This window comes from Oceanispirochaeta sp. M1 (assembly GCF_003346715.1).
Classification (GTDB): Bacteria; Spirochaetota; Spirochaetia; order DSM-2461; family DSM-2461; genus Oceanispirochaeta.
The window spans coordinates 165,388-189,795 of the sequence record NZ_QQPQ01000001.1; the positions used below are offsets into that span (position 1 = coordinate 165,388).

Annotated in this window: 17 protein-coding genes; 8 read left to right on the forward strand and 9 right to left on the reverse strand. The window is 44.6% G+C overall.

Annotation, left to right across the window (positions count from 1 at the left end; all coding sequences use genetic code 11):
* Position 1 precedes the first annotated feature (1 nt).
* The gene (locus DV872_RS00700) at positions 2-511 is read right to left on the reverse strand and encodes a PaaI family thioesterase (protein WP_114627904.1); all 510 of its coding nucleotides are present in this window, start codon (positions 509-511) and stop codon (positions 2-4) included.
* Between the two features lie 139 nt (positions 512-650).
* Here DV872_RS00700 and DV872_RS00705 point away from each other — a divergent pair, with 139 nt between their 5' ends.
* Positions 651-2,027 carry a patatin-like phospholipase family protein gene (locus DV872_RS00705; protein ID WP_114627905.1) on the forward strand — a complete coding sequence of 459 codons (1,377 nt, stop codon included), beginning with the start codon at positions 651-653 and terminating at the stop codon, positions 2,025-2,027.
* Between the two features lie 82 nt (positions 2,028-2,109).
* On the opposite strand, the gene DV872_RS00710 is transcribed toward DV872_RS00705, so the two are convergent.
* Complete coding sequence (locus tag DV872_RS00710) at positions 2,110-4,191, reverse strand: adenylate/guanylate cyclase domain-containing protein (protein WP_114627906.1); 2,082 nt, start codon at positions 4,189-4,191, stop codon at positions 2,110-2,112.
* A gap of 378 nt (positions 4,192-4,569) precedes the next feature.
* Between DV872_RS00710 and DV872_RS00715 the strand changes: the two genes are divergently transcribed.
* Positions 4,570-6,453: a phosphoenolpyruvate carboxykinase (GTP) gene (locus tag DV872_RS00715; protein ID WP_114627907.1), complete on the forward strand. Its 1,884-nt coding sequence runs from the start codon at positions 4,570-4,572 to the stop codon at positions 6,451-6,453.
* Between the two features lie 121 nt (positions 6,454-6,574).
* Here the strand turns inward: DV872_RS00715 and DV872_RS00720 are convergent, their stop codons facing one another.
* On the reverse strand, positions 6,575-7,063 hold the full coding sequence (locus DV872_RS00720; protein ID WP_114627908.1) for a peptidylprolyl isomerase: 489 nt from the start codon (positions 7,061-7,063) through the stop codon (positions 6,575-6,577).
* 526 nt (positions 7,064-7,589) lie between these two features.
* Here DV872_RS00720 and DV872_RS00725 point away from each other — a divergent pair.
* Positions 7,590-9,032 (forward strand): glycosyltransferase, encoded by a 1,443-nt coding sequence (locus DV872_RS00725; protein ID WP_114627909.1) that lies wholly within the window; start codon positions 7,590-7,592, stop codon positions 9,030-9,032.
* On the opposite strand, the gene DV872_RS00730 is transcribed toward DV872_RS00725, so the two are convergent.
* From DV872_RS00730 to DV872_RS00755, 6 genes are all read right to left on the reverse strand, one after another.
* Positions 8,997-11,339: an RND family transporter gene (locus tag DV872_RS00730; protein ID WP_114627910.1), complete on the reverse strand. Its 2,343-nt coding sequence runs from the start codon at positions 11,337-11,339 to the stop codon at positions 8,997-8,999. The two genes, DV872_RS00725 and DV872_RS00730, sit on opposite strands and share 36 nt — an antisense overlap.
* An 8-nt stretch (positions 11,340-11,347) precedes the next feature.
* A complete protein-coding gene (locus tag DV872_RS00735; RefSeq protein ID WP_114627911.1) occupies positions 11,348-12,079 on the reverse strand; it encodes a hypothetical protein in 732 nt (243 codons plus the stop codon).
* A gap of 132 nt (positions 12,080-12,211) precedes the next feature.
* Complete coding sequence (gene lpdA, locus DV872_RS00740; protein WP_114627912.1) at positions 12,212-13,630, reverse strand: dihydrolipoyl dehydrogenase; 1,419 nt, start codon at positions 13,628-13,630, stop codon at positions 12,212-12,214.
* A 24-nt stretch (positions 13,631-13,654) separates the two neighbouring features.
* Entirely contained in the window at positions 13,655-14,929 is a 1,275-nt protein-coding gene (locus tag DV872_RS00745) for a 2-oxo acid dehydrogenase subunit E2 (protein WP_114627913.1), read from the reverse strand.
* Positions 14,930-14,940: 11 nt separating this feature from the next.
* Entirely contained in the window at positions 14,941-17,595 is a 2,655-nt protein-coding gene (gene aceE / locus DV872_RS00750) for a pyruvate dehydrogenase (acetyl-transferring), homodimeric type (protein WP_114627914.1), read from the reverse strand.
* A gap of 225 nt (positions 17,596-17,820) precedes the next feature.
* The gene (locus DV872_RS00755; RefSeq protein WP_158546768.1) at positions 17,821-18,777 is read right to left on the reverse strand and encodes a GIN domain-containing protein; all 957 of its coding nucleotides are present in this window, start codon (positions 18,775-18,777) and stop codon (positions 17,821-17,823) included.
* Positions 18,778-18,935: 158 nt separating this feature from the next.
* Between DV872_RS00755 and DV872_RS00760 the strand changes: the two genes are divergently transcribed.
* The 5 genes from DV872_RS00760 to DV872_RS00780 are packed head-to-tail and all read left to right on the forward strand — an operon-like array spanning position 18,936 to position 24,405.
* A complete protein-coding gene (locus DV872_RS00760) occupies positions 18,936-19,712 on the forward strand; it encodes an IclR family transcriptional regulator (protein ID WP_114627916.1) in 777 nt (258 codons plus the stop codon).
* Between the two features lies 1 nt (position 19,713).
* A complete protein-coding gene (locus DV872_RS00765; protein ID WP_114627917.1) occupies positions 19,714-20,769 on the forward strand; it encodes a glycoside hydrolase family 88 protein in 1,056 nt (351 codons plus the stop codon).
* 2 nt (positions 20,770-20,771) lie between these two features.
* Positions 20,772-22,760: a hypothetical protein gene (locus DV872_RS00770; RefSeq protein ID WP_114627918.1), complete on the forward strand. Its 1,989-nt coding sequence runs from the start codon at positions 20,772-20,774 to the stop codon at positions 22,758-22,760.
* 17 nt (positions 22,761-22,777) lie between these two features.
* A complete protein-coding gene (gene kduI / locus DV872_RS00775) occupies positions 22,778-23,608 on the forward strand; it encodes a 5-dehydro-4-deoxy-D-glucuronate isomerase (RefSeq protein WP_171832035.1) in 831 nt (276 codons plus the stop codon).
* Complete coding sequence (locus DV872_RS00780) at positions 23,608-24,405, forward strand: sugar phosphate isomerase/epimerase (protein ID WP_114627920.1); 798 nt, start codon at positions 23,608-23,610, stop codon at positions 24,403-24,405. Before kduI ends, DV872_RS00780 begins: the two co-directional genes overlap by 1 nt.
* Positions 24,406-24,408: the final 3 nt, after the last annotated feature.

Here is a 24,408-nt window from a genome sequence, read left to right on the forward strand (position 1 = left end):
CTCAGGGTAGATCAAGCTCTCTGACAGCGGTTTCATCTTCCACCGGAAACCACTCCTCATCAGAAAAAGCATCGCTTGCTATATCAGAGATATTTCTTTTCATGTATTTGCCGGTGCAGCTGACTGCTACATCACCGTTGGGAAGAAGTATCTCTCCGCTTCCTTCGAAGAAGGGACCTCTTTCTTCGCTAATTCTGCCTACGGCCTTCAGTTCAACATCGTAGGGGACAGGCTTTCTGTAACGGATTCTCAGATCCACAGTCACTCCCCATACCTGTTCATCATATCTGGCCATGATGGCCCGTCCTATGGTTTCATCCAGAATAGCTGCCGATATGCCGCCGTGGGTGATTCCGGGGTAGCTCTGATGTCGCAGTTCCGGAGTGAAGAGGGCAACTATCTCGTCATTCTCTGTTTCATAAAATTTGGTTTTAAGACCGAAGTCATTGCTCAGTCCACAGACAAAGCAGTTCTTTGAATTATTCTGTTTGGCTTTTATATTATGTTTCATAGCTCCATCTTAACTTATAATGACAATCTATGCATTATTGTCTAAATCTAATTCAGTCTCCATTCAGTCAAATATTCTTATTGAAACATCTGTGGAATAGCTCATAATTAGAGATATACATCAAAGTTCTGAGGTTCTTATGTTCAAGAGGCATAAATCTGCTAAACATCATCTTTCTCATCACAATGAAAAATACTGCCTTATTTTGAGCGGTGGAGGGGCCAAGGGTGTCTACCACGTTGGTGCCTGGAGGGCTCTGTCCGAGATAGGTGTTGAGGTTGAGGCTTTTATCGGCAATTCCATAGGGGCCATTCTGGCAGGATTTCTGGCACAGAATAAAATTCAGGAAATGGAAGATATCGGTGCCAATATCGCTGCAGATTTCATTATGAATATTCCTGAGGAATTCCTTGATGGCGGGAATATCCATATAGGTAAAGCAAACCTGGCGGCATTCAAAAAGTTCTATCACAGTGTTATAGAGAAAAAGGGGATAGACGTATCCCCTTTACGGGAGCTCCTTTACAAAAATTTGAGTGAAAAAGCCATCAGGAAGAGTGGGAATGAGCTTGGTGTCGTAACTTTTAATGTATCAGATTTCAAGCCTCAGTATGTATTCCTTGATGATATGGCAGAGGGAACCGTACTGGATTATCTCATGGCCAGTGCCGCTTTTCCGGGACTGGAGCAGACTGTTATAAACGGAAAGTCCTTTATCGACGGCGGGGTTGTGGATAATATGCCCTATGAAATGGCCCGGGAGAGGGGATATAAAAATATTATTGTTGTAGATATTTCGGGTATGGGGATTAATAAAAAACCTAATATTCAGGGAACCAGTACGATCTACATTAAAAACTCCATTCAGATGGGCTGGATCTTTGACTTCAGTAAGTCCTTTTTACACGACTTCAATGAGCTGGGTTATCTTGATACCAAAAAGGTGTTTGGATATCTCAAGGGTGAGAAGTATTTCTTTAAACCCCATAAGAAATTTGAACACTCCTATCAGAGGTACATAAAGAGCTCTGAGGCAAGATCAATAATTGATTTTCATCTGCCCGACCTTACTGACGGTGATTATACTGTTGACCAGAAGATAAGAATGCTTCTGCCCGAAAGTATGAGACGGCATAAGGATCTGCTTTACTGTCTGGCCGACTGTGCTGCCTCTATCTTTCAGGTGAAGAGGGTCCATGAATACAGTTTGCGTGAACTGGTTGAGACTATCAGAGAAAAAAAAGAGATAGAGGATGAACGGATCGTGAAACTGAAGATGGAGATTACCCCTTCACAGCGAATCAGTCTGGCAAAGAATCTGGAGTTTCTGTTTAAAGAAGTCAGAAGAGAAGTTCTGAGAAAGGATGGTGAACGGGATACTCCCTATTACGATTACTGTCTCTGTACAGAGGTTCTGGAGTGGGGGCAGAAAATCCTTGTGAAGGGATTGATGGTGCACCATAAGGAGCTTGCCGCCGGGCTGCTGGCTACGGATTTTCTGTTTAATAAATACTGATAATTCTGACAGCCCTCTTTTTGTTTCTCTACTCATACAACCTTCTCATACAACGTCTGAAAGATCCGCAGGAGTGAAGAACCTAATTCTCAGATTTCCGGAATCGACTCAGGTAAATAGCAGTTGTTCTATCCTCAGGAAATTCTTTCTGCACCGACTCAAAACAGCTACGGGCCGCATCATAGTTTCCCTCATCCCGAAAACGGACTGCTTTTTCAAATTCTTCTCTGGTTCTCAGCTTCAAATTCGTTATGGATGGAGAGTCTCCGTTGAACAGCTCATAGATCTTTACGGGTTTTTCTTTTCCTTTAACGGGGACCATCCCTATATAACGTACCTGTCTCTGCTCTTTGCTTTTGAGGCGTTGGAAGCTCTCTTCGCTGAGGGCAATGCTCAAACCGTATTCCTTGGTGAGGCTCTCTATTCTGGAGCAGAGATTGACTGCATCGGAAATGACAGTTCCGTCCATCCTTTTATCTTCACCTATGGTTCCCATCATCAGGGTTCCTGTGTGTATGCCGATTCCCACAGCTATGGGATCGTATCCGGTTTTTTTCCTGTGATTATTGTAGAGTTTAAGGATAAGACGCATTTTTATAGAAGCCTGTACTGCATTTTCTGCGGAATCCGGACCAGGAAAGAGGGCCATTATTCCATCACCCAGGTATTTATCAATAAAGCCTCTATAGTCACGGATAATCGGGCAGATTCTTTTATAATAGGAATTCAGGAACAGGAAATTTTCATGGGGTGTCATTTTTTCAGACAGAGATGTGAAGTCCCTGATGTCCAGAAACATGACTGTCATATCCATCTGAACATGGTCACCCAGCTGAATCTCACTGATTGTTTCCTTGTTAAGATAGGTAAGAAATTCTACAGGAACAAATCGTCGGAATGAATTGTTGGTATATTTCAGTTCCTGTGCAAGGCGTTTGCTCTCCTTGAAGGATTTACCGATCTTCCAGCTGAGCAGAGTTGCCTGTCCCAGTATGAACACTCCAAGTCCCAGGGGCACCATATGAAATGTTTCAAGGACTTTCTGTGAATAAAGAATATCATTCACTGCATCAAGGAGAAGCAGAAAGAAACCGCCAAGCAGTATACGGGCTGCCGTATCTTTTCTAAATGATCTTATAATAAGAATAGTGAAAATTGTAAGACCTGTAACAAGAGCAGCTACCTGGAAGACCGTAAGGAAATAGATATAAAAATGGTGTCTGGTAAAGATGGCGAGGAGGCAGTAGAACGTAGATATTATATAAATAGGAATCTCAATATAACGGCTGAACTTGAAGGGGTATTCCTTGCTTATGAACTTTAAAAAGAGAGGGATGGCCAGATAGAATGTCAGATGCCCCAATGTGGCTTCCAGTTCTACAGAGATACCCGGAAATAACATAGCCAGTATATGTTCTCCGTATAAGAGGGTTCTCAGGGCCAGTACAAGAGAAAAGAGACCGAAGAAGAGGGAGGAGTCAGTCTCCTCCTGTCTGCTCAGGTAAAAGAGTATGTAGAGTATTCCGATAACCAGGAAGACACCGAACAGGAAGGATTCCATAATCTCGGTTCTGTCTTTTTTAAGTTTCAGTGCTTCATAGCTGCCTATCTCGGGAGCATCCAGTAATCCACCGTTGAAATCATAGTAATTGGAAACATGAAATATAATTTCCAGCTCACTGCTATGGGGAAGTATGACTAAACGGGGAACCTGGATCTGTGGATTCCGTATCCATTCATTGCCGGGATCTCCGTTCTGATGAACCAGTGCTCCGTTTACATAGAGCCTGTAATGGTTGAATGTATAATCCAGCTTCAGACCTATCCTTTCACTGCCCGGCGGCAGAAGAATACGGCAGCGATAAGTTCCATAACCGTGTTCCGGGTGATAAGCCTTTTTATTCCATGCATCAGGCACATCTATGATTTCGGCTGATGACCCGTTGAAATCCTCAGCTTTCATTAAAAAATCATCCCAGTAAAAGTCCCAGGGACCCTCAAGCTGAGCTGTTTCATTTTCCAGATCCAGTTCTCTTAGATTGAATGTTGCAGTTTCTCCAAGGTTCCAGGTCTGAGATGATAGAGAATTGAGTCCGGACAGCAGCAGGATAGTTAGAATGAGCAGATATTTTCTTATGGATATTATTGTCATTTTTTTTATCATCGATATCACCGGTTCATATTGTTACATAATCATTAAGAAAAGCAAAATCTTTTATCAGGGGAATGTTCTTTTTATGAAGATAGCGGTTTAATCCTTGTATATGATTTATTGAATAAAGCTATATCCTGTTTGATTTTTATTAAATCATTAGAAAAATCAGAATAATTGGGCAAATAAGTAAAAATTTAGTGAATAATTCATCTATTTGAAATCGTCACTTCATTGACTCTCTATTATGAATTGTCATATTATTTATCACACATTTACATAGTGGCTGTTTGTCAACTAAATTTTTTTTGATTTCCATACAGCCGGAAATGACCTTTTACCTGAGTAATAGAGAAAGGGTAAATTTTTATAAACTTTCAAGGAGTTGAAATGTCCAAGTATACAGATCTTTTAAAAGGCAAAATGAGTGATAAAAGCTTTGCTAAGCTCGAAGCCCTCAAGAATGAAAACGTAATGGAATTCGTAGGAAGCTTTGCTGAGCATTGTAATCCTGCAAGCATCTATGTCTGTGATGATGGTGCTGAAGATGTAGCTTACGTCAAAGAAATCGCACTGAAAAACGGTGAAGAGCATCCCATGGCTAACTCTGAACAGACCATCCACTGGGACGGTTACGGAGATCAGGCTCGTGATAAAGTAAATACCAGATACATGGTATACCCCGAGAACATGGAAAAAATGAAAGCCATGAACTCCTATTCATATGATGAAGCTCTTGTAGAGATCATGGGCATTGCCAAGAACAACATGGCCGGAAAAGAAGCTTACGTTAAGTTTTTTACCGAAGGTCCTGCTGAAAGCCCCTTTACAATTCCCTGTGTACAGTTCACAGACTCTTCTTACGTAGCACACTCTGAAACTATTCTGTACAGAGCCGGTTATGCACACTTCCTCAACAACCCCGGTTGTGATGATTTTTTCCGTTTCATCCACTCCGCAGGTGAATGTGATGAAAGAGGTTGCGTTGTAAATCTCGATAAGAGAAGAATCTACATGGATACTCAGAACAACATTGTTTACTCCATGAATGCACAGTACGCAGGAAACTCTGTAGGCCTGAAAAAACATGCTATGAGACTTGCTATCAATAAAGCCGGACAGGAAGGATGGCTCTGTGAGCACATGTTCCTCATGGCATGTCTGAATAAGGGAAGAAAAACCTACTTTGCAGGTGCTTACCCCTCAGCTTGTGGTAAAACCGCAACTGCCATGATCCCCGGTGAACAGATTGTTGGTGACGACATCGTTTACTTCAAGAAAATTGACGGCGAATTCCGCGGTGTAAACGTTGAGCAGGGTATCTTCGGTATCATCAAAGACGTTAATGCTCAGGACGATCCTGTCATTTTTGAAAATGCTATGAAAAACCAGGAAGTTATTTTCTCAAATATCCTTCAGGGACCCGACAAGATGCCATATTGGCTCGGTCAGGGTGTTGATAACCCCAAATCCGGTAAAAACCACATTGGTGACTGGACTGAAGGTATGAAAGACAGCAAAGGAAACGTAGTTCCCGTTGCTCACCCCAACTCAAGATACACAATGAGACTTGATTACCTTGCCAACTACGACAAAGTCGGATTTGAAGCAAAAGAAGGTGTTAAGGTTGACGGTATCCTCTATGGTGGACGTGACAGTGATACTTCTGTTCCTGTTGAAGAGTCTCCCTCCTGGAAAGATGGTATCCTGCTGAAGGCATGTACCCTCGAATCTGAAACAACTGCTGCTACCCTCGGTGCAGAAGGTGTAAGAGCTTCTTCTCCCATGGCTAACATGGACTTTGTTTCCTACCCCCTTGGTGAGTACACCATGAATAACATCAACTTTGTTAAAGGTATGAAATCCGAGCCCAAAATTTACTCAACAAACTACTTCATGAGAAACCCCGAAGGTAATTTCATGACCAGCAAGCTTGCTAAGAAAGTATGGCTTCACTGGGCAGAAGGTAGAATCCACGGAGAATACGAAGCTCTTGATACTCCTTCAGGAAAAATCCCCCTTTACAATGATGTAAAGGTTCTCTTCAAAGAACTTCTTGACGAAGATTTCAGCGAAGAAGATTACACATACCTGTTTACATTCCGTTGTACAAAACTGATCGAAAAACTGGAAAGAACCAAAAAATTCTTCGCCGGCAAAGACAGCAAAGTACCTGCAGAACTGAACGAGTACTGGGATGCAACAATTGCTAAATATACTACCATTAAAGAAAAATATGGTGATGAAATTAAACCCGGTACCTACAAAGGTTAATTCTCAATTGAATTGATTGATTCCGGCTGTCTCTTTCGGGAGCTGCCGGGATTGTATGTTCCCAAAAAAAACCATCGGATATCCGATGGTTTTTTTATGCTCTTGCAGCGAAAAGTAATCTCTATTCGTGGTGGTGTCCATGTTCTCCATGAACATGACCGTGTTCCAGTTCTTCTGCTGTGGCTACTCTTACATCTGCAACAGCTACTTCAAACTCCAGAGTCATTCCCGCAAGGGGATGATTTCCATTAATAGTGACCTCGTCACCCTCAATCTCATCGATTCTGACAACCATAACATGACCATCTGCACCGTTGGCTTCAAATTCCATACCCACTTCCAGTTCATCCACACCCTGAAAATTCTCTTTGGGCAGTTTCTGGATAAGTTGAGGCATATGTTCACCGTAGGCATCCTTGGGAGGCACAGTTACTTTAAGTTTATCACCGGATTTCTTGTCATTCAGTTCTTTTTCGAGGCCCGGAATCAGAGCTCCTGAACCGTGAAGATAGACGAGGGGGGTTCCTTTCTCGGATGCATCAATTACATCTCCCTTACTGTCACGGAGGGTATAATCTATGGAAACAACACTCTTTTCTGCAATTGTCATAATTTCTCCTGTACGACCGACAAGTTGCGGCCATAGTTATTTCATTAAGTATAAGGAGTAAGGTATTAAAAACCCTGGTGAAAGTCCAATCATTAATGACTCAAGTTTCATCTGTCTGCCGTCTTCACATAAAACGGACACAATCTTCAGCTATTCTCTCTTATTTCTATTTTTAATCAACAACTGTAACTTTTATACTATTGTTAAGTAAAAAAGTAATATTTAAAATATTGGAAGAGGGCTATTGCACTTCCTATTATGTAATAAAGTTTTTATATTCCGGAAGTGAGCCGTCTTTTCTGCAGAGAAGATGGCTCTTTTTATTATAATTTGACTGTGACAGCCCTTTGTTGGAATTTTGATTGGTAAATAGTTAATATTTACTATGGAATACATCAATAAAAAACAGTTTATTATGTATAGTACTGGATATAAAAGATCAGCATGTTTTTTCCAGGAGACCTCAGGGTCCTCGGGACAGTGAATACCGGAGTGAAGTTACTCACTCCGGACGCATAGGAGTAAAATGAATATTGCAATTTTTTCAGATGCCTTCTATCCCCAGATTAACGGAGTGGTGACCTCTATTGTCTCTGTGGCATCTAATATGGCCGAGCGCGGTCATCGGGTTATTATTGTTGCTCCCAGTTATAGACATCTTGAAGAGATCGATATCCCCGGTGTAAAAATTATAAGGGTACCTTCAATTTCGGCCTCATTTTACGAAGACTTTAAATGGACAAATCCATTCAGTTTTACCACATATAAAACTCTCAGGAAAGAGAATATTGACCTGATCCACTTTATGACGCCTATTTTTATCTCCATGCTGGGGATTAAATTTGCCAGGAAAAGAGGTCTTCCTGTTGTGGGAACCTTCCATACATTTATCGCTGATCCCAGTTACTCCGAACATATGTTCAGCGGGCCGGTTAAGGTTTCCGAAGAAGTCATCTGGAAGTATCTTAATCTTTATTATGACTGTGCCGATTATGTGACAGCTCCCACCGAAGAAGCTGTCCGTATTATCTCTGAGAATGGCTGTACAGCCCCTCTTGAAGCGGTATCAAACGGTATTGATTTTAAGCAGTTTGACAACAGCCGCTCTGATGAGTTCAGTAAGAAATACTCTCTGGGGAATCAGGTTGTTCTCTATGTGGGGCGTGTAGCCTATGAGAAGAATCTGAACGTTCTTATTGATGCCTTTGATCTTGTTTACCGTGAGAATAAGGACGCCCAGCTTCTGATTGTGGGTGACGGTCCACAGAGACATCTCTTTGAAGAACAGGCCGCCGGAAAGGACTGTGGTGACAATGTAATTTTTACGGGTGCTTTGAGTCACTCTGAACTTGTTCATTCCGGTATTTTTAAAGCCGTATCTCTTTTCGCCACAGCTTCTGTTACAGAGACCCAGGGGATTACTATCCTGGAGGCTCAGGCAAACAGTCTTATCTGTGTGGGAGCTGAAGAGGGCGGTGTTGTCAACCTTATAGAAGACGGAGTCAACGGTTATCTGGTTCCTCCCGGAGACAGTAATCTTATGGCTGAAAGGATCAGCCATGTCCTGAAGCACCGAGATGATCTGGCTGATATGGAGCGGAAGGCTCTGGAGATGGTGGACATTCACCGTATGGATAAAATCATAGACCGCTGGGAAGAGATATATACCGAACTGTATGAAAACAGGGACTCCCTTGCAGAGAAGGATTACCTCCATTTCAATACATTGCTGAAGTTTACAAAATCCCTGAAAGTAGATTTTCAGTATTTACTGGATAAAATCAGAAAACCGAGGACCATGTGGGCCCGTAATTTTGACAGAAACGCTGCAAAACATACATTGCTGAAGAAGCTCCCCCTGCACAAGATACCGGTAGATAAAATACCGGGTACTGCTCATCTGCGTACAGGGATCAACCGTCTTCATAAAATATCAAGTACTGCTCTTCACTCCCGCAGAAGAGGATGATTTCATCCTGGCTTTGACCTTTTCTATAAGGGTCAGTGCCGCCGGGAGGAAAAACACGGTTCCCAGCATTGTAGAGAACAGGGTCCCTGCGATAAGGACTCCGAAAAATACAATGGGGGAGAAACTGGCGAAGCATAGAACAAGCAGTCCTGCTACCAGGGAGAGAGTCGTCAGAACGATGGGACGTCCGGTGATTCTCAGAGTTGAATGGATGGCTTCCTGATAATCATGTTCTTTTCGTTGTGTTCTGTACTGAAGTAGAAAATGAACAGCATCATCCAGTCCAACACCTACGGTTACATTGGTAACCAGTATGGTTGTCATATCCAGAGGAATCCTGAACAGATAAAGGATGATGAAGTAGCAGAAAATCCCGCTCAACAGGGGGATAAGAGCCATCAGACTGTAGGTCATTGCCCTGAAAAAGATAAAAGTCACAATGACTCCAAGTACCATGGAGAGCATCGTTGAGATAAATTGGTCCCTCTTAATGGTTTTAGAGGCATCCAGGAGAAGCAGAGTATTTCCCCATAAATCAGTGACCATACCGTCGCCGAGATGTTCATCAAGGAGAATATCCACTTCCGACAGGAGAATCCTCAGGTCATCCTCATTCAGGTAGTTATAGGTCTCGGGATTGGATACCTTCATATAAATAGTCAGTGTTGTGGCCTCACTGTTCATGACGGAGCTGTCATTTTCAAGGGAAAACATATCTGATGAAATCATTCTGAAATAGCGGTTCAGCAGTAGGATAAGTCCTTTGGATTCGGGGATCTCATATTCACCTGAAATAGACTGGTTCATAGATTTCAGGATGCCGTTGAATGAGAGCAGGCTGTTGACGAATCTTTTCTGTTCCAGTTCCTCCTCCAGGCCATTCACTTTCTGCAGAACATCGGGTCTAAGAAAATATCCCTCTTCTCCCTCGGGAGCCGATATTGTAATATTGAATCCCTGAGACCCTCCGGTGTGTTGTATAATTGTTCTTGTATCAAGAATCACCTGATCATCCTCGGGGAAGTATGCCAGATAGTCTGACTGATTTTTCACATTGGGGTAAAAAATTACAAACATTCCCAGTAGAACCAGAAACATCGCGAGGCTGATATAGGGATGTCTTCCCGCCCATGTACCCAGTTTTGTAACAATTTTTGTCAGATTTCCTCTGTCTATTCTCAGTTTATGATGTTCATGGGGAGGACCCATCAGTTTGAATGTGGCAGGCAGAAAGAAGAGAGCCAGCACGGCACAGAAAAAGATCCCTATACCGATGGACAGTCCGAATTCCTGGAGAGGAGCCATGCTTGTACTCAGGAGACTGAGAAAGCTTATGATTGTTGTCAGAGCAGCCAGAATTACCGTACGGATAACATGTTCCACCGCATCAACCAGCCAGCCGACATCGCCTTCTTCAACGGCCCGGGCATTTCTGAAATACTCATTCAGAACATGAATAGTATAAGAGCTCCCTATTGTCAGAATAAGTGAGGGGACAATAACACTCACTAATGTCAGTTTGAAGCCTGCCAGTGACATGAATCCTACTGACCATATGGCACCGATTGTGACAACTATCACAGGGAGAATTATGGCCCGCTTGGCACGGAAACTGAGAAAGAAGAGAGTGAGCATGGCCAGTACAGCCAGCACCAGAAGAATGGAAAAGTCCCTTATCAGGTAAAAGGTAATACGGCTTCCTATGGGGATATCACCACTGTATCTGACAGTTACCAGTTTCTGTAGAGGACCGATAGTCTTTTCAAAGCGTCTCATAAACTCTTCGGAATCTTCTGAATACTTTGTAGAGAATATGGCGTTGAGCATTGTCCCCTCGGCGGCTACAACAAAATTATCCGCCAGAGGATTGTTGCTAATTCTCTTTTTAAAGAGCTCCAGTTCCGCTTCGTCTGCGGGGGCTTTTCCACTGTCCACCATGGTTGTAGGGAGAATCCTCTTTCCTTTGGTATCAAAAAATACAAAGTTGAAGGGTGTCAGGGCATGAGTAACTTCCTCATATCCGGATACTTCGCTGATTGTATCAAAGTAGGTCTGAAGAACCTCCAGGGAATAGAGATCTTCCCCTTCTATGGAAAGAAATAGATAGTTTGTTTTTTCTGACTGAACTCCCAGCGTCTCCTTCAGTCTCAGAATTCTACTGTTCTTCTGGGGCATCAGGCTGTTGGGATCGGGGTTTATCTGTACATGCATTGCATGATAGCCCATGAAAATAGTCATCAGGAATGTGATAATTATTATTGTAATGGAGTGTTTGAGGGTGAAACGGAGAAAGCTGTTTATGCTCATTAATATCCCTATTCGTAGGAGAGTGTATAGATCAGGGTTTTATCCAGAATCAGAATATCCAGAAGGGGGATATCAAAGCGTACTGTGGAAGAATTGATTTTTGTTCCTCCGCTCTGTTTCAGAATTTTTCCGGCTACAACAATGTTTATACTCAGTTTTGAGTTTTGTATACCCATACGGCTCTCTTCACCAAGAGCAAATTCCATCATATCCAGATAATCAGAGGAGCTCAGTCCTGCCGTGGCGGCAGGGCCGAAGTTCTCAACAAGCGGATTATTGAGTGCCGGGTTTGATTCCAGCAGGGCTACAATGGTCTCTCTTGTTATCTTAACCGTCAGATCAGAGCTTGAGGCTCCTTTTTTAAAGTTTATCAGTTTACTCTGAGGTGAGTCTGTTTTTACTTTGGACAGTATGTCTTCTACAGAACTGAATCGGAAGCTTCCTTCCAGGTTCAGCTTGTCGGGGGTCTTTAATTCTAAACCGCTGATACTTTCATTCTCTAAAAATCCCTTTTCAATGGCTTCTACATCAAAGAAACTGCCCTCTTCATCGGGGATCTTTGTTTCAGGATCAAGAAGCATTTCCACCTGTTCGATTACTTCGCCCAGGTAGGAGGCCATACCTATTTCAAAGTTGACCTGTCCCTCTCCGGATTTCTCCAGGAGGATTTCCTGTTTCATTGTGCAGGAGAGGGCCGATAGAACGAAAAGACCCAATATTATTGTATTTCTGATAGTCATAGTTTCATGTTTCCTTATTTAATGTGCTTACTATAACAGATACAGGGGAGAGAGGTGAAGTTACATGTTTGTTTGAAATATAAAAAACTCCTGTTCTGATGAACAGGAGTCACGATTTTAAGGTTCTTCTCTCTATTTTTTGGGTGGCATAAGATCTGTGATCGTCCCTTCTGCCATCTCCGCCGCCAGGGCAAAGGTCTCTGACAGAGTAGGGTGGGCATGGATGGTGAGGGAAACGTCTTCAAGATCGGCCCCCATCTCCACCGCAAGGTTGGCTTCTGCCAGGAGTTCCCCTGCATTGTTACCGCATATACCGGCTCCCAGAACCCTCTTTGTCTTCGGATCATAGAGAATCTTTGTGATCCCCTCATTCCGTCCATTACTGAGGGATCTGCCTGATGCAGCCCATGGAAAAACACCTTTTTCATAGGCTATACCCTGAGCTGCAGCATCTTTTTCTGTCAGACCTGTCCAGGCAATTTCAGGATCTGTATAGGCAACTGATGGAATACATACAGGTGAAAACTCTGCAGGTTCTCCCGATATAACCTCTGCGGCAACACGTCCTTCATGGACTGCCTTGTGGGCCAGCATGGGTTGCCCTGTAATATCACCGATGGCATAGATATTTGAGGCTTTTGTCTGTCTTTTTTCATTGACCGTGATGAATCCCCTCTCATCGGGGCTGATACCCAGATTCTCCAATCCAATTCCCTCTGTGTTGGGTCGGCGTCCGATGCTCACCAGTATTTTGTCATACAGTGCAGGTTCAGGAGCACCGTCACCTTCAAAGCTTACAAGGAGTCCCTTATCCTGAGGCTCTACCTTTGTTACTTTGACTGAGGTGTATATGGCTTTCAGTTTCTTCTTATACATTCGGGCCAGCGGTTTAACCAGGTCGGGATCTGCAGGAGGGATAATTTGATCCATCAGTTCTACAACAGACACTTCAGATCCGAAGGCATTGTAGACAGTGGCCATCTCCATACCTATGATTCCACCTCCCACAATCAAAAGGCTTCCGGGAACTTCCTCCAGCTTCAGGGCATCTGTGGAGTCCATGACTCTCGGGTCGTCAAAGGGAAACATGGGCAGTCGCAGAACAGAAGATCCTGTAGCGATTATGGCCTGTTTAAAACTGACCTCTGTCTCATCCTCTCCCTTGACTGTCAGGGTCGATGATGAACTGAATGTACCGGTTCCTGTGAGAACCTGGACCTTCCTCTGTTTAGCCAGTGCCCCGAGGCCCTTGGTGAGAGCACCCACAACGCTATCTTTATGGCCCCTTATTCCATCAAGGTCCAGCTCAGGTTTAGCAAATTTGATTCCGAACTTGTGGGCTTCTCCGGCTTCATTGATAACCTGTGCCAGGTGGAGGAGAGCCTTAGATGGTATACACCCTTCGTTAAGACACACTCCCCCCAGGATTGCTCTCTTTTCTATAAGGGCTACCGACTGCCCCAGGTCCGCTGCTCTGAAGGCGGCGGTATATCCTCCCGGACCGCCTCCCAGAACCAGGGTATCTACTTCAATATTTTTTATTTCTGACATTTTATAGTCTCCTGTGGTTAATTATTATAGAAGGATTTTCTTCATATCTTCCAGAAGATCCGCCAGGTGTCTGACAAATCGTGCCGCCATGGCTCCGTCTATAACCCTGTGGTCATAGGAGAGGCTCATGGGGAGCATCAGCCTGGGTTGAAACTCCTCACCATTCCATACCGGCTGCATAGCAGATCGGGAGAGTCCCAGAATGGCTACTTCCGGAGGATTTATTATGGGCGTAAAGGATGTTCCGCCTATTCCCCCCAGATTTGATATAGAGATTCCCGCACCCTGGAGATCGGCGGCTTTTAGTTTTCCATCTCTTCCCCGGAGAGCCAGATCTTTTATGGAGGCAACAATTTCGGTCAGGTTTTTCTGATCAACATCCTTTATTACAGGGACAAGCAGCCCCTGGGGAGTATCCACAGCAATTCCGATATTGTAGTAATTCCTGATATAGAGTCTGTCTCCTTCAGGAGCCAGAACAGAGTTGAACCGGGGGAATTCTTCCATCGCTTTGTACAGGGCCTTAACCACAAAGGCGAGAACCGAGAATTTTACTCCCTGACTGCCTTTGGCATTGAGCTCTTTTCTCCAGGTTTCCAGATAGCTGATATCCGCCTGCTCATATTGAGTCACATGGGGAATATTTACCCAGCTGCCGTGGAGGTGGGGTCCTGAAATCTTCTGTATTCTGGTCAGCTCCTCTTCAGTTACAGAACCGAACTGTGAGGGATCCGTATAGGCTGCTTTTGGCAGGCCTGATCCTCCCCCTGTTTTCACCAGTTCTTTTACAAAGTTCTGAATATCTTCTTTTGTAATTCTTCCCTTGGGTGCAGTCCCTTCGACTACGGAGATATCCACTCCCAGTTCCCGGGCAAATCGCCGAACTGAGGGAGAGGCATGATTTTTCTTTCCCCCTGCAACTTTTGAAGGGGCCGGGGCTGCTAATGGAGCCGGGGCCTTTGCTGCAGCTGCTGCAACTGTCGGAGGCGCTGGAGATTTGTCTGTTTCAGGCGGAGCCTCTATAGAATCCGCAGGAGCCGTGCTGTCTGCACTGTCTGAACTGAGTTCAGCCAGGGCAAAGAGGTCACCGCTTTTCAGCTTATCCCCCTCCTTGATTTTAATCTCTTTAATCACTCCCGAAACAGGGGAGGGAATTTCCATAACAGCCTTGTCGCTTTCCAGTGCCAGCAGGGCCTCTTCGGCCTCCACCTCCTGTCCGACTTTCACAAATATTTCGGCTACAGGAACAGCATCATCAGATCCTAAATCAGGAATTCTTATTTCAATTATATCTGCCATGTCTCTTCCTTCTATACGGTCATGGGATTGGACTTTTCACTGTCCAGATTATATTTCTTTAAGGCTTCACCCAGTACGGAAGCATCCATATCTCCCTGTTCCACAAGTCCTTTCAGGGCATTGAGGGTTATATAATATCTGTCCATTTCAAAGAAACGTCTGAGCTGTTCTCTTGTATCCGAGCGGCCGTAGCCATCAGTTCCAAGAACTGTCAGGCTGTTGGGAATAAGCCTTCTGATCTGTTCAGGATAGGCCCTGATGTAGTCAGTACTGATAACAGCAGGTCCTTCATGACCCTCCATAATCTGCGTTACATAGGGTATTTTTGCTTTTTTCTCGGGATGGTTCAGATTCCACCGTTCACAGTCGACTCCCTCTCTGTGTAGCTGATTGATTCCGGGGAGGCTCCATATATCGGAATCCACCTTCCAGTCACTCTTCAGCAGTTCTGCAGCTGCCAGAACTTCCTGGAAAATACTGCCGCTTCCCATCAGCTGAACATTTTTGCCTTTGCCTGCGGCTTTTCTGAAGAGATACATTCCCTTTCGGATTCCCTCTTCACTGCCAACCGGCAGTTCAGGCTGAACATAGTTTTCATTGGTTACAGATATATAGTAGAAGATGCTCTCGTTATCATCATACATCCTCCTCATTCCGTCCTGGATGATAACAGCCAGTTCATATGAGTAGGATGGATCATAGGATATACAGCTCGGGATGGTTCCTGCCATTACATGACCGTGTCCGTCCTGATGCTGAAGACCTTCACCGTTCAGAGTTGTACGTCCGGATGTGGCACCGATAAGGAATCCCTTAGCCCTGATATCTCCGGCCAGCCAGGCAAGGTCACCTATTCTCTGGAATCCGAACATTGAGTAGAATATATAGAATGGGACCATGTTGATCCCGTAATGGGAATATGCTGTTCCGGCAGCCAGCCAGGATGAGAAGGCTCCGGCTTCGTTGATTCCCTCTTCCAGAATCTGTCCCTTTTTATCTTCCTTGTACCACATGACCGACTGTGAATCCTGGGGTTCATAAAGCTGTCCATAGGGTGAGTAAATTCCCAGCTGTCTGAACATCCCTTCCATACCGAAGGTTCTTGCCTCATCGGGAACTATGGGAACAACATTTCTCCCTATTTCCTTGTTTTTGGCCAGGGTACTCAGAAGACGGACAAATGCCATGGTTGTGGACATCTCCTTGTCAGCTGATCCCTTGAGAATGGATGAAAAACTATCCAGTGCCGGTACAGGCAGGGCTGTCGATTTTGTGTTTCTGGCTGGTAGATACCCTCCCAGGCCTTCCCGCTGCTGGCGGATAAACTTCATCACCTTACTGTCTTCAGCCGGACGGATGAAAGGAACATCATAGAGTTCTTCATCCTTCAGAGGAATATTGTGCCGGTCTCTGAATACCATAAGGGAATCCAGATCCATTTTTTTCTGGGAGTGGGTAGTATTGGCCGCCTCACCGGAGGCTCCCATACCAAATCCCTTGACTGTTTTAGCCAGGATAACTGTGGGCTGATCTTTATGTTTCACCGCAGAGGCATAGGCTGCATATATTTTACGAGGGTCGTGACCTCCCCGGCTGAGCTTGAAGATCTGTTCATCAGTTTTCTCTTTGACCAGTTCCAGGAGCTCAGGATATTTTCCGAAGAATTTTTCTCTGATATAGGCTCCTCCCCTGGCTTTCATGGTTTGGTATTCACCGTCAAGGCACTCATTCATACGTTTTACCAGGAGTCCTGACTTGTCCTTATTAAGGAGTTCGTCCCACTCTGTACCCCAGATAACCTTGATGACATTCCATCCGGCTCCTCTGAAGTTTCCTTCCAGCTCCTGAATAATCTTACCGTTTCCACGGACAGGTCCATCAAGGCGCTGTAGGTTGCAATTGATGACAAAGATCAGGTTGTCCAGTTTCTCTCTGGCTGCAAGGCTTATGGCTCCCTGTGATTCAGGCTCATCGGTTTCTCCGTCACCAAGGAAAGCCCATACTTTTCTATCTCCCACAGAGGCATGTCCCCGGGCCTGCATATACTTCATAAATCGTGCCTGGTAGATAGCCTGCATCGGTCCCAGTCCCATAGATACTGTGGGAAACTGCCAGAAATCAGGCATAAGCCAGGGGTGGGGGTAGGAAGAGAGTCCTTTTCCTTCGGTCTCTTCTCTAAAATGGTTCAGTTGTTCTTCACTCAGTCTGCCCTCTACAAAAGCTCTGGCGTACATTCCCGGGGAAGAGTGTCCCTGAAAAAAGATCAGGTCTTCCCTGTCCGGGGCATTCGGTCCCTTGAAGAAGTAGTCAAATCCTACCTCATAGAGTGCTGCGCTTGAGGCGAAACTGGCGATATGTCCGCCCAGGCCTCCGGGCTTTCTGTTGGCTTTGACTACCATGGCCATTGCGTTCCATCTGATATAGGCTGCAACATCCCTGGCTATCAGGGTGTTGCCCGGCATCATTTCCGACTCTTCGGGAGTCAATGTATTTATATAGGGTGTTGTGGCCCTGTAGGGAACCTTGATGCCCTGTTTTCTGGCCCTGTCTATGAGCTTCTGTATCAGAAAATGAGCCTTTTCAGATCCCTCTTCTTCAACAACTGCTTCCAGGGCTTCCAGCCATTCTCTGGTTTCCTCAGGGTCTCTATCAATATAATCTGCCATGTCTCCCCCTATTATCTCTTTGTATATATAAGCTTAATAATCCACTCAGTCTAATTTTCAGTCATAAAACTCCGGTATTCAAATTTCGAAGTAATAGTTTAATAAGAAAGGGATATAATTAAATACTACTGAAATGCTAGTAATAAGGCAAATAGTTTTTTATTCTTTTATTTATACCCGATGCTTTTGGGGCTGGATGATCCCATGATGTAGTCAATCAGCTCATCAGCGTGTGATCAATTCGCCGCTTCCCGAGAAACTGACCTCTCTGATTATGGTTCCCAGTTTGAGATAGATATCTCCACTGCCTGAACCTGAAACAGCAGCCTCTCCGACTATCATCTGGGATGCATCAACAGTCCCTGAACTGCTTGAACGGAGGCTGGCGATTCCGGTTCTTCCTTTTAGTTTTGCATCACCGCTTCCCGAAAGTTTCACTTCCAGGCTGTCAGAGTTCAACTCAGCTCTGATTTCTCCGCTGCTCTGGGCTATAAGCTGGACATTCCTTGCCAATATAGCGGCGAATGAATTATCCCCGGAGCCGCTGGATTTTAATTCAAACATGCCGGCTTCGGCATCCACATCTCCCAGGTCTATCTCTCCTGACGCACTGCTTTTGATTTTTGCTGAGGCACAGCTGACTGAATCCACTTCAATATTTCCAGAGCCCGAAGTCAAAAGCTCCAGAGGACCCTTCAGATCGAGATTCCCTATAGAGATATCACCTGAGGCACTTACCCTTATTTCTGCGGTATCAGCCTTCACATCCTTTAATCTGATATCTCCTGAGGCCGAGGTTCTGACAGAAATATCTCCATTTTCCCAATAATCCTCAGAGCTGACATCTGCAGATGAGCTTACCCGGATATTTCTCCATTCAGGCATTGTCAGGGTTATCTTCGGATTATTATTTTCAAAGAGCCTGAGGAGGTTCCTCTCTTTCAGTTTAAAGACAAGGGTTCCCTGGTCGTTATAGATATCCAGTTCCTGTATGCGGTTTTGATCTGCCTCAATATCCATCATAAAATCTTTTCCTCTGATAATGGTCATTGTGCAGGGGATATTTACCTGAACTGAGTGAAACTCACCGATTTTAAAATTCGGTTCTTTGTTCATGCCCATGGCAGAAAGTGATGTGCATATCAGCAGTATCAGTAAGGATAGGGGATAGATTCTTTTCATATTGATCCTCATTTTTCTTATTCTAATATTATAACATATCAGAAAAATTATAAGAAAATAGAGGGTAATAGCTGTGGTTTTGTCACAGATTGTGTAAAAAAGCTCATAAAGTCGTATATACGAATTGACATCGCATATAAGAATAATAGAATAGACATGTGAAACAAAGATCAGTTATCAGAGCCATCGACATACTTACCCTATTATCAGAATCTCTTAATGGGCTTTCTCTGAATGAGATTGTGGAAGCCCTGGATATTCCTAAAACAACAGCCTATGAAATTCTTTTGATGCTGCAGGAAAAATCCATGGTACAGGTGGAAGAGAGCCGGGTCAGACGATATCAGCTGGGTGTTCAGGCTTTTGTCATCGGCCACCGTTTTCTCAGAAATCTGGAATTGGTACATACCGCAGGTCCTGTTGTGGATGAATGTTCAGAAAAACTGGGGCTCACTATCTTTCTGGCAATGCTGGATGATATTGAAATTATTTATCTGTATAAGAAAGAGCCTGAAAATGTAGTGATTCATACAGAGAGTGTGGGAAACCGAGCCGAAGTTTACTGTACCTCACTGGGTAAGGCAATATTATCCTATCTTCCCGAGCATGAGTTGGAAGCCATTCTGGAAAAGGTTGAGTTTAGAAAAAGAACATCCCGTACACATCTGGATCACGAATCACTGAGAGAGGATCTTATTCGCTGCCGTAAGAGAGGTTATGCCCTTGATGACAGGGAGATCATGGATTTTGTTTCCTGTGTCGGTGCCCCAGTTTTTGATCACAGAGGAAAGGCTGTAGCGGGAATCTCTGCTGCCGGTCTCTATTCCGAGGATCGTGATCATGAGAAAGAAGGAGCCATTCTTAAAGAAGCCGCAATGAAGTTGTCCCGAAAACTTGGATACGATCCAGAGCGGAAGATATATAGAGGAGAATAGTTTGGATTATTTTAAAAGAGTTTTAGAATTAGCAGACTCAGTTGCTGCACAGGGAAAACCGGGGCATCGCTGGATGTGGGGAGAGGCTCTCCTGGGTTATGCCTTTATCGAGCTGGATGCCTGGCTTGGTGAAGACCGGTACCTGTCCCATATTGAAAAATATGCCGACCATTTTGTAGCAAATTCTCCCCGGGTTGATCAGGCAGATACATCTGCCCCCGCACTGATTACTTATGCACTTCAGAAGAAGACAGGACGGGAAGAATATAAAATCTTAACCGACCGTGTTCTGGGTTATATAAAGAATGAACCCCGACTTATGGACGATGCTGTAAATCATCTGGGAAATTCCCTGGAGGGGAAATTCTATCCCTCTTCAATCTGGGTAGACTCCCTTATGATGTTTTCAGTGTTCCCCGCCCGGTATGCTGCAGAGAAGGGTGATAAAGAACTTCTTGATTTTGCCGCCCGTCAGCCCGGGCTCTATGCCGGTTATATGCAGGATGCTGAGGATAAACTCTGGTATCACAGTTATTGGGTTAAATCGGGAACCCACTATCCCCGGAAGAAACTTTACTGGGGTCGTGGAAACGGCTGGGTCATTGCAGCACTTCCAATGATCCTGGATCATCTGCCCCGGGATCATCCTGAAAGAGCTGGAATTCTCAGGGTTTTGAAAGAGACATCAGATGCTCTTCTTCCCTATCAGAGAGAGGATGGTTTCTGGGAGACCGTATTCAATAAAAAAGGAAAAACCTATAGAGAGTCCAGTGCGACGGCTCTTATTGCCTGCGGCTGGCTTCACTCTGTAAATAAGGGATATCTGGATGATTCCTTCAAAGTACCAGCAGTAAAAGCCTTTGAATCTGTCTGTTCTATTATCACAGAACGAAAAAAAGGACTGGCTATGCCGGAAATCTCAGGCCCCACAATTCCACTGCAGTTCCTCCCTTTTTCCGGCTATAAATTTATCCCCCGGGGAGATAACTGGGATTACGGTCTGGCCGCCCTTTTCCTGGCTGCCATTCAATATGACAAAATGATTAGAGAAATCTAAAAATGTTAAAAAAAATTATACTTAGCCTTGCTGCTGTAACAGTTATTGTTATTGTCCTTTCTGTGATTATAGATACCAGGAGAAATAACAGCTTTACTCCTGCCCCCTCCAGGCCGTCAGAAAGTATTCAGATGGACCCCGACGGTCTTCTTTACGCTTTTCATCATGATCTTGAGGTCGATGCGGAGGAGCAGGATATTAATATTGAAAATATCTGCCGGTATGTGGATGGCCGATATGACTGTTCCGATTTTCGTCTGGTCTCTTTGATGCGTATCCTCTATCTCTATCCCGAGGGCTTGAGTGAAGATCAGCATGCCCGGATTAAGCAGACTCTTACCAGTTTTAAATACTGGTTGGATGAACCAGGTGCCGACAGCATGTGTTACTGGAGTGAGAACCATCAGATACTTTTCGCCACAGCTGAGCTTCTGGCTGGAAAGCTGTACCCCGACGAAATCTTCAGTAATGATGGTCTCATCGGCAGGGAACATCAGGCCAGGGGGCGGGAACGCGTCCTTACCTGGCTGGAACAGCGCTGGAACTATGGATTTACCGAGTATTACTCCAATGTCTACTATGTGGAAGATATCGGGCCTATGAGCAATCTCATCGATTTAAGCGATGATGACGAAATCATCACAAAGACACAGATCATTATGGACCTTCTCATTCATGATCTGGCTACTCAGTCTTATAAGGGTACATTCCTTACAACCAGCGGCAGAGCCTATGAAAATAATAGAAAAAGCGGGCAAAATAACTCTATGAAGAGTGTGGCTCAGTATATCTGGGGCTACCCTCTGGGTGGTGAAGATAGAAAAGGGATGGATCTGGGTTTTCAGTTTATTGAAAACTACGAGGTTCCCGAGGTAATCCGTCTTATCGGTCTGGATCACAGTGAACAGGTTATCAAGGCCTCCAATGGTCTGAATGTGAGTGAACTTAAGGGGGAAGGGCTGATAGGCCTGGAGACCCATCAGATCATGATGCAGTGGGCCATGGAATCTTTCACAAATCCTGAAATTATCAGCAATACGGTCGATATCATAAATGAGTATGATCTTCTGTCTCAGAGCTCTTTTAATGCTTTTACTATGATAAACTACTCTGCACTGCGCCGTCTGGGTCTTCTCCCTGTAATCAGTAAAGTGCTTCATCCTCAAAGTAATGGTAATGCCATTCAGAGAGGGAATGTCTATACCTTCAAAAATGACTCTTTTTTCATGTCCACCAGTCAGAATTATCATCCCGGTACTCATGGAGATCAGCAGGCTGTATGGCAGGCTACTCTGAGTAATGATCTCAGCATCTTTTCGGCTCATCCTGCAGTATGGCCGGATGAAAAGGGGCCTAACGGAAACTCTCCCACCTACTGGGCTGGAGAAGGAAGACTGCCTCACTCTGTTCAGAATAGAAATATCAATATGAGTCTGTATAATATTCCCGAGAAACCGGGGCTTATGGAGAAGAGGATTATTCCCTATACCCATTTCTGGTTCCCAGAGTTGTATTTTGATGAGGTTATCCTTGAAGAAAAGCATATATTCGGTCGCCTGGGAGATGTTTATGTGGGTGTCAGCACAAAAAATCCTATCACTTACATCATACCCGAAGAATTGACCAAAGACGGAACAATATCTGACCCTGAAGGACGGCGTGAAGTCATTCAGGAAGGGCTTGAAGCCTTCTGGATCACAGAGATCTCCACAGCAGATGAAGAGGGAGACTTTAATTCTTTCCGGCAGCGTATTATGGAGAATCCTGTGAGCTATGAGAAAAAGAGACTGACCTATGCCAGCAATGACCATCAACTGGAATTGACATGGCAGGGAGATTTTAAGGTTGATGGTGAGATTCAGAATCTTGAATACAATCGTTTTGATTCATCCTATATTCAGGCTGAACGCAAGGCCGAAACTATGGAATTTGAGTTCGGAGGAGAAAAGCTCTTCCTGGACTTTCACAATAGAATAAGAGAAAGCCGCTAGGAGTTAATATTATGGATATGGAAATCAGGTATGCAGACCATCCCGAGGATGCAAAGAAGTATACAACCCAGGAGATCAGAAAACGATATCTTGTGGATACTCTTTTTGTTCAGGACGAGATCAAACTGACCTACTCTCATGTAGACCGAATTATGGTGGGAGGTATTATGCCTTCTGCAGAGACTCTTACTCTGGAAGCCGGAAAAGAGATGGGTGTGGACTTCTTTCTGGAACGTCGTGAAATGGGTGTCATCAACATAGGTGGAGCAGGTTCTCTTGTTCTGGATGGTGAAGTTTTTAAGATAGGCAGCAGGGAAGGTGCTTATGTGGGAATGGGTGTGAAGGAAGTCTCCTTTAAGAGTGATGATGCCTCCAATCCCGCTAAATTCTATATGAACAGTGCCCCGGCCCATCATACATACCCCACAGTTCTTATTGACCTTGAAAAGGCCAATAAGGTGCACCTTGGTGATGAGGCTAATTTGAATAAGAGAACTATCAATCAGTTTGTTCATCCCGCAGTATGTCAGAGCTGTCAGCTGGTAATGGGAATGACCATTCTGGAGCCCGGCTCCGTATGGAATACCATGCCCTGTCATACTCATGAGAGACGGATGGAAGTTTATATGTACTTTGATATGGAAGAGCAGACAAAGGTTTTTCACCTTATGGGACAGCCCGATGAGACACGCCACATCGTGATGAGTAATGAGCAGGCTGTTATCTCTCCCAGCTGGTCTATTCATTCCGGAGTGGGGACAAGTAACTACACTTTTATCTGGGGAATGTGCGGTGAGAATATCACTTTTGACGACATGGACTTTGTAGATATGAAGGATATGAAATAATGAATACCGAGCTGGCTTTACAGACCTTCACCATCCGGAAATCTCTGAAGAAAGCTTCAGACCGGAATACAGCCTTCAGACAGATGAAAAAGGCCGGAGTCAGCGGCATAGAGCTGGCCCGGATCAAATTCACTCCTGAAGTAATAAATCACATCAATAAACTGAGGAAAAGAGATAAAATCAATGTTCTCAGTACTCAGATCAAACTGGATACCATTCTCAAGGATATTGACTGGACCATCGAGTTTCATAAGCTCCTCGAATGCCCACGGGCTGTGGTCTCCGTTATCAGTTTTAAATATCTGAAGAAGGGCAGAGAGGGGCTGGAGGAGTATGCCGGCATACTTAACGAGACTGGGCGTAAGCTGAAGGAAGAGGGGATACAGCTTCTTTTTCATCATCACAACTTTGAGTTTGTTCCTCTGGCAGGCGAAGAGGGAATCGACGGTATGGACATACTTCTCGAAGAACTGGATCCAGAGTATGTGGGCTTTGTTCTGGATACCTACTGGCTGCAGAGGAGCGGTCATGATCCTGCCGCCTTTATCCGCAGTATGAAAGGCCGGGTTAAGGGTGTGCATCTAAGAGATATGACTCTTAAGGGGCCTATCTGGAATCCCGGTATCCGGGACTGCGAATTGGGAGAGGGGCACCTGGACTTTAAGGGGATTCTGGAAGCCTGTGAGGAGGCGGAAGTTGAGTATGCCGCCATTGAGCAGGACAGTGCCGCTCCCTGGAAGAGTATAGGCATAAGCCTTGCTCATCTGGATTCATTTTTACCTAAGCAAAGGAGATAATTA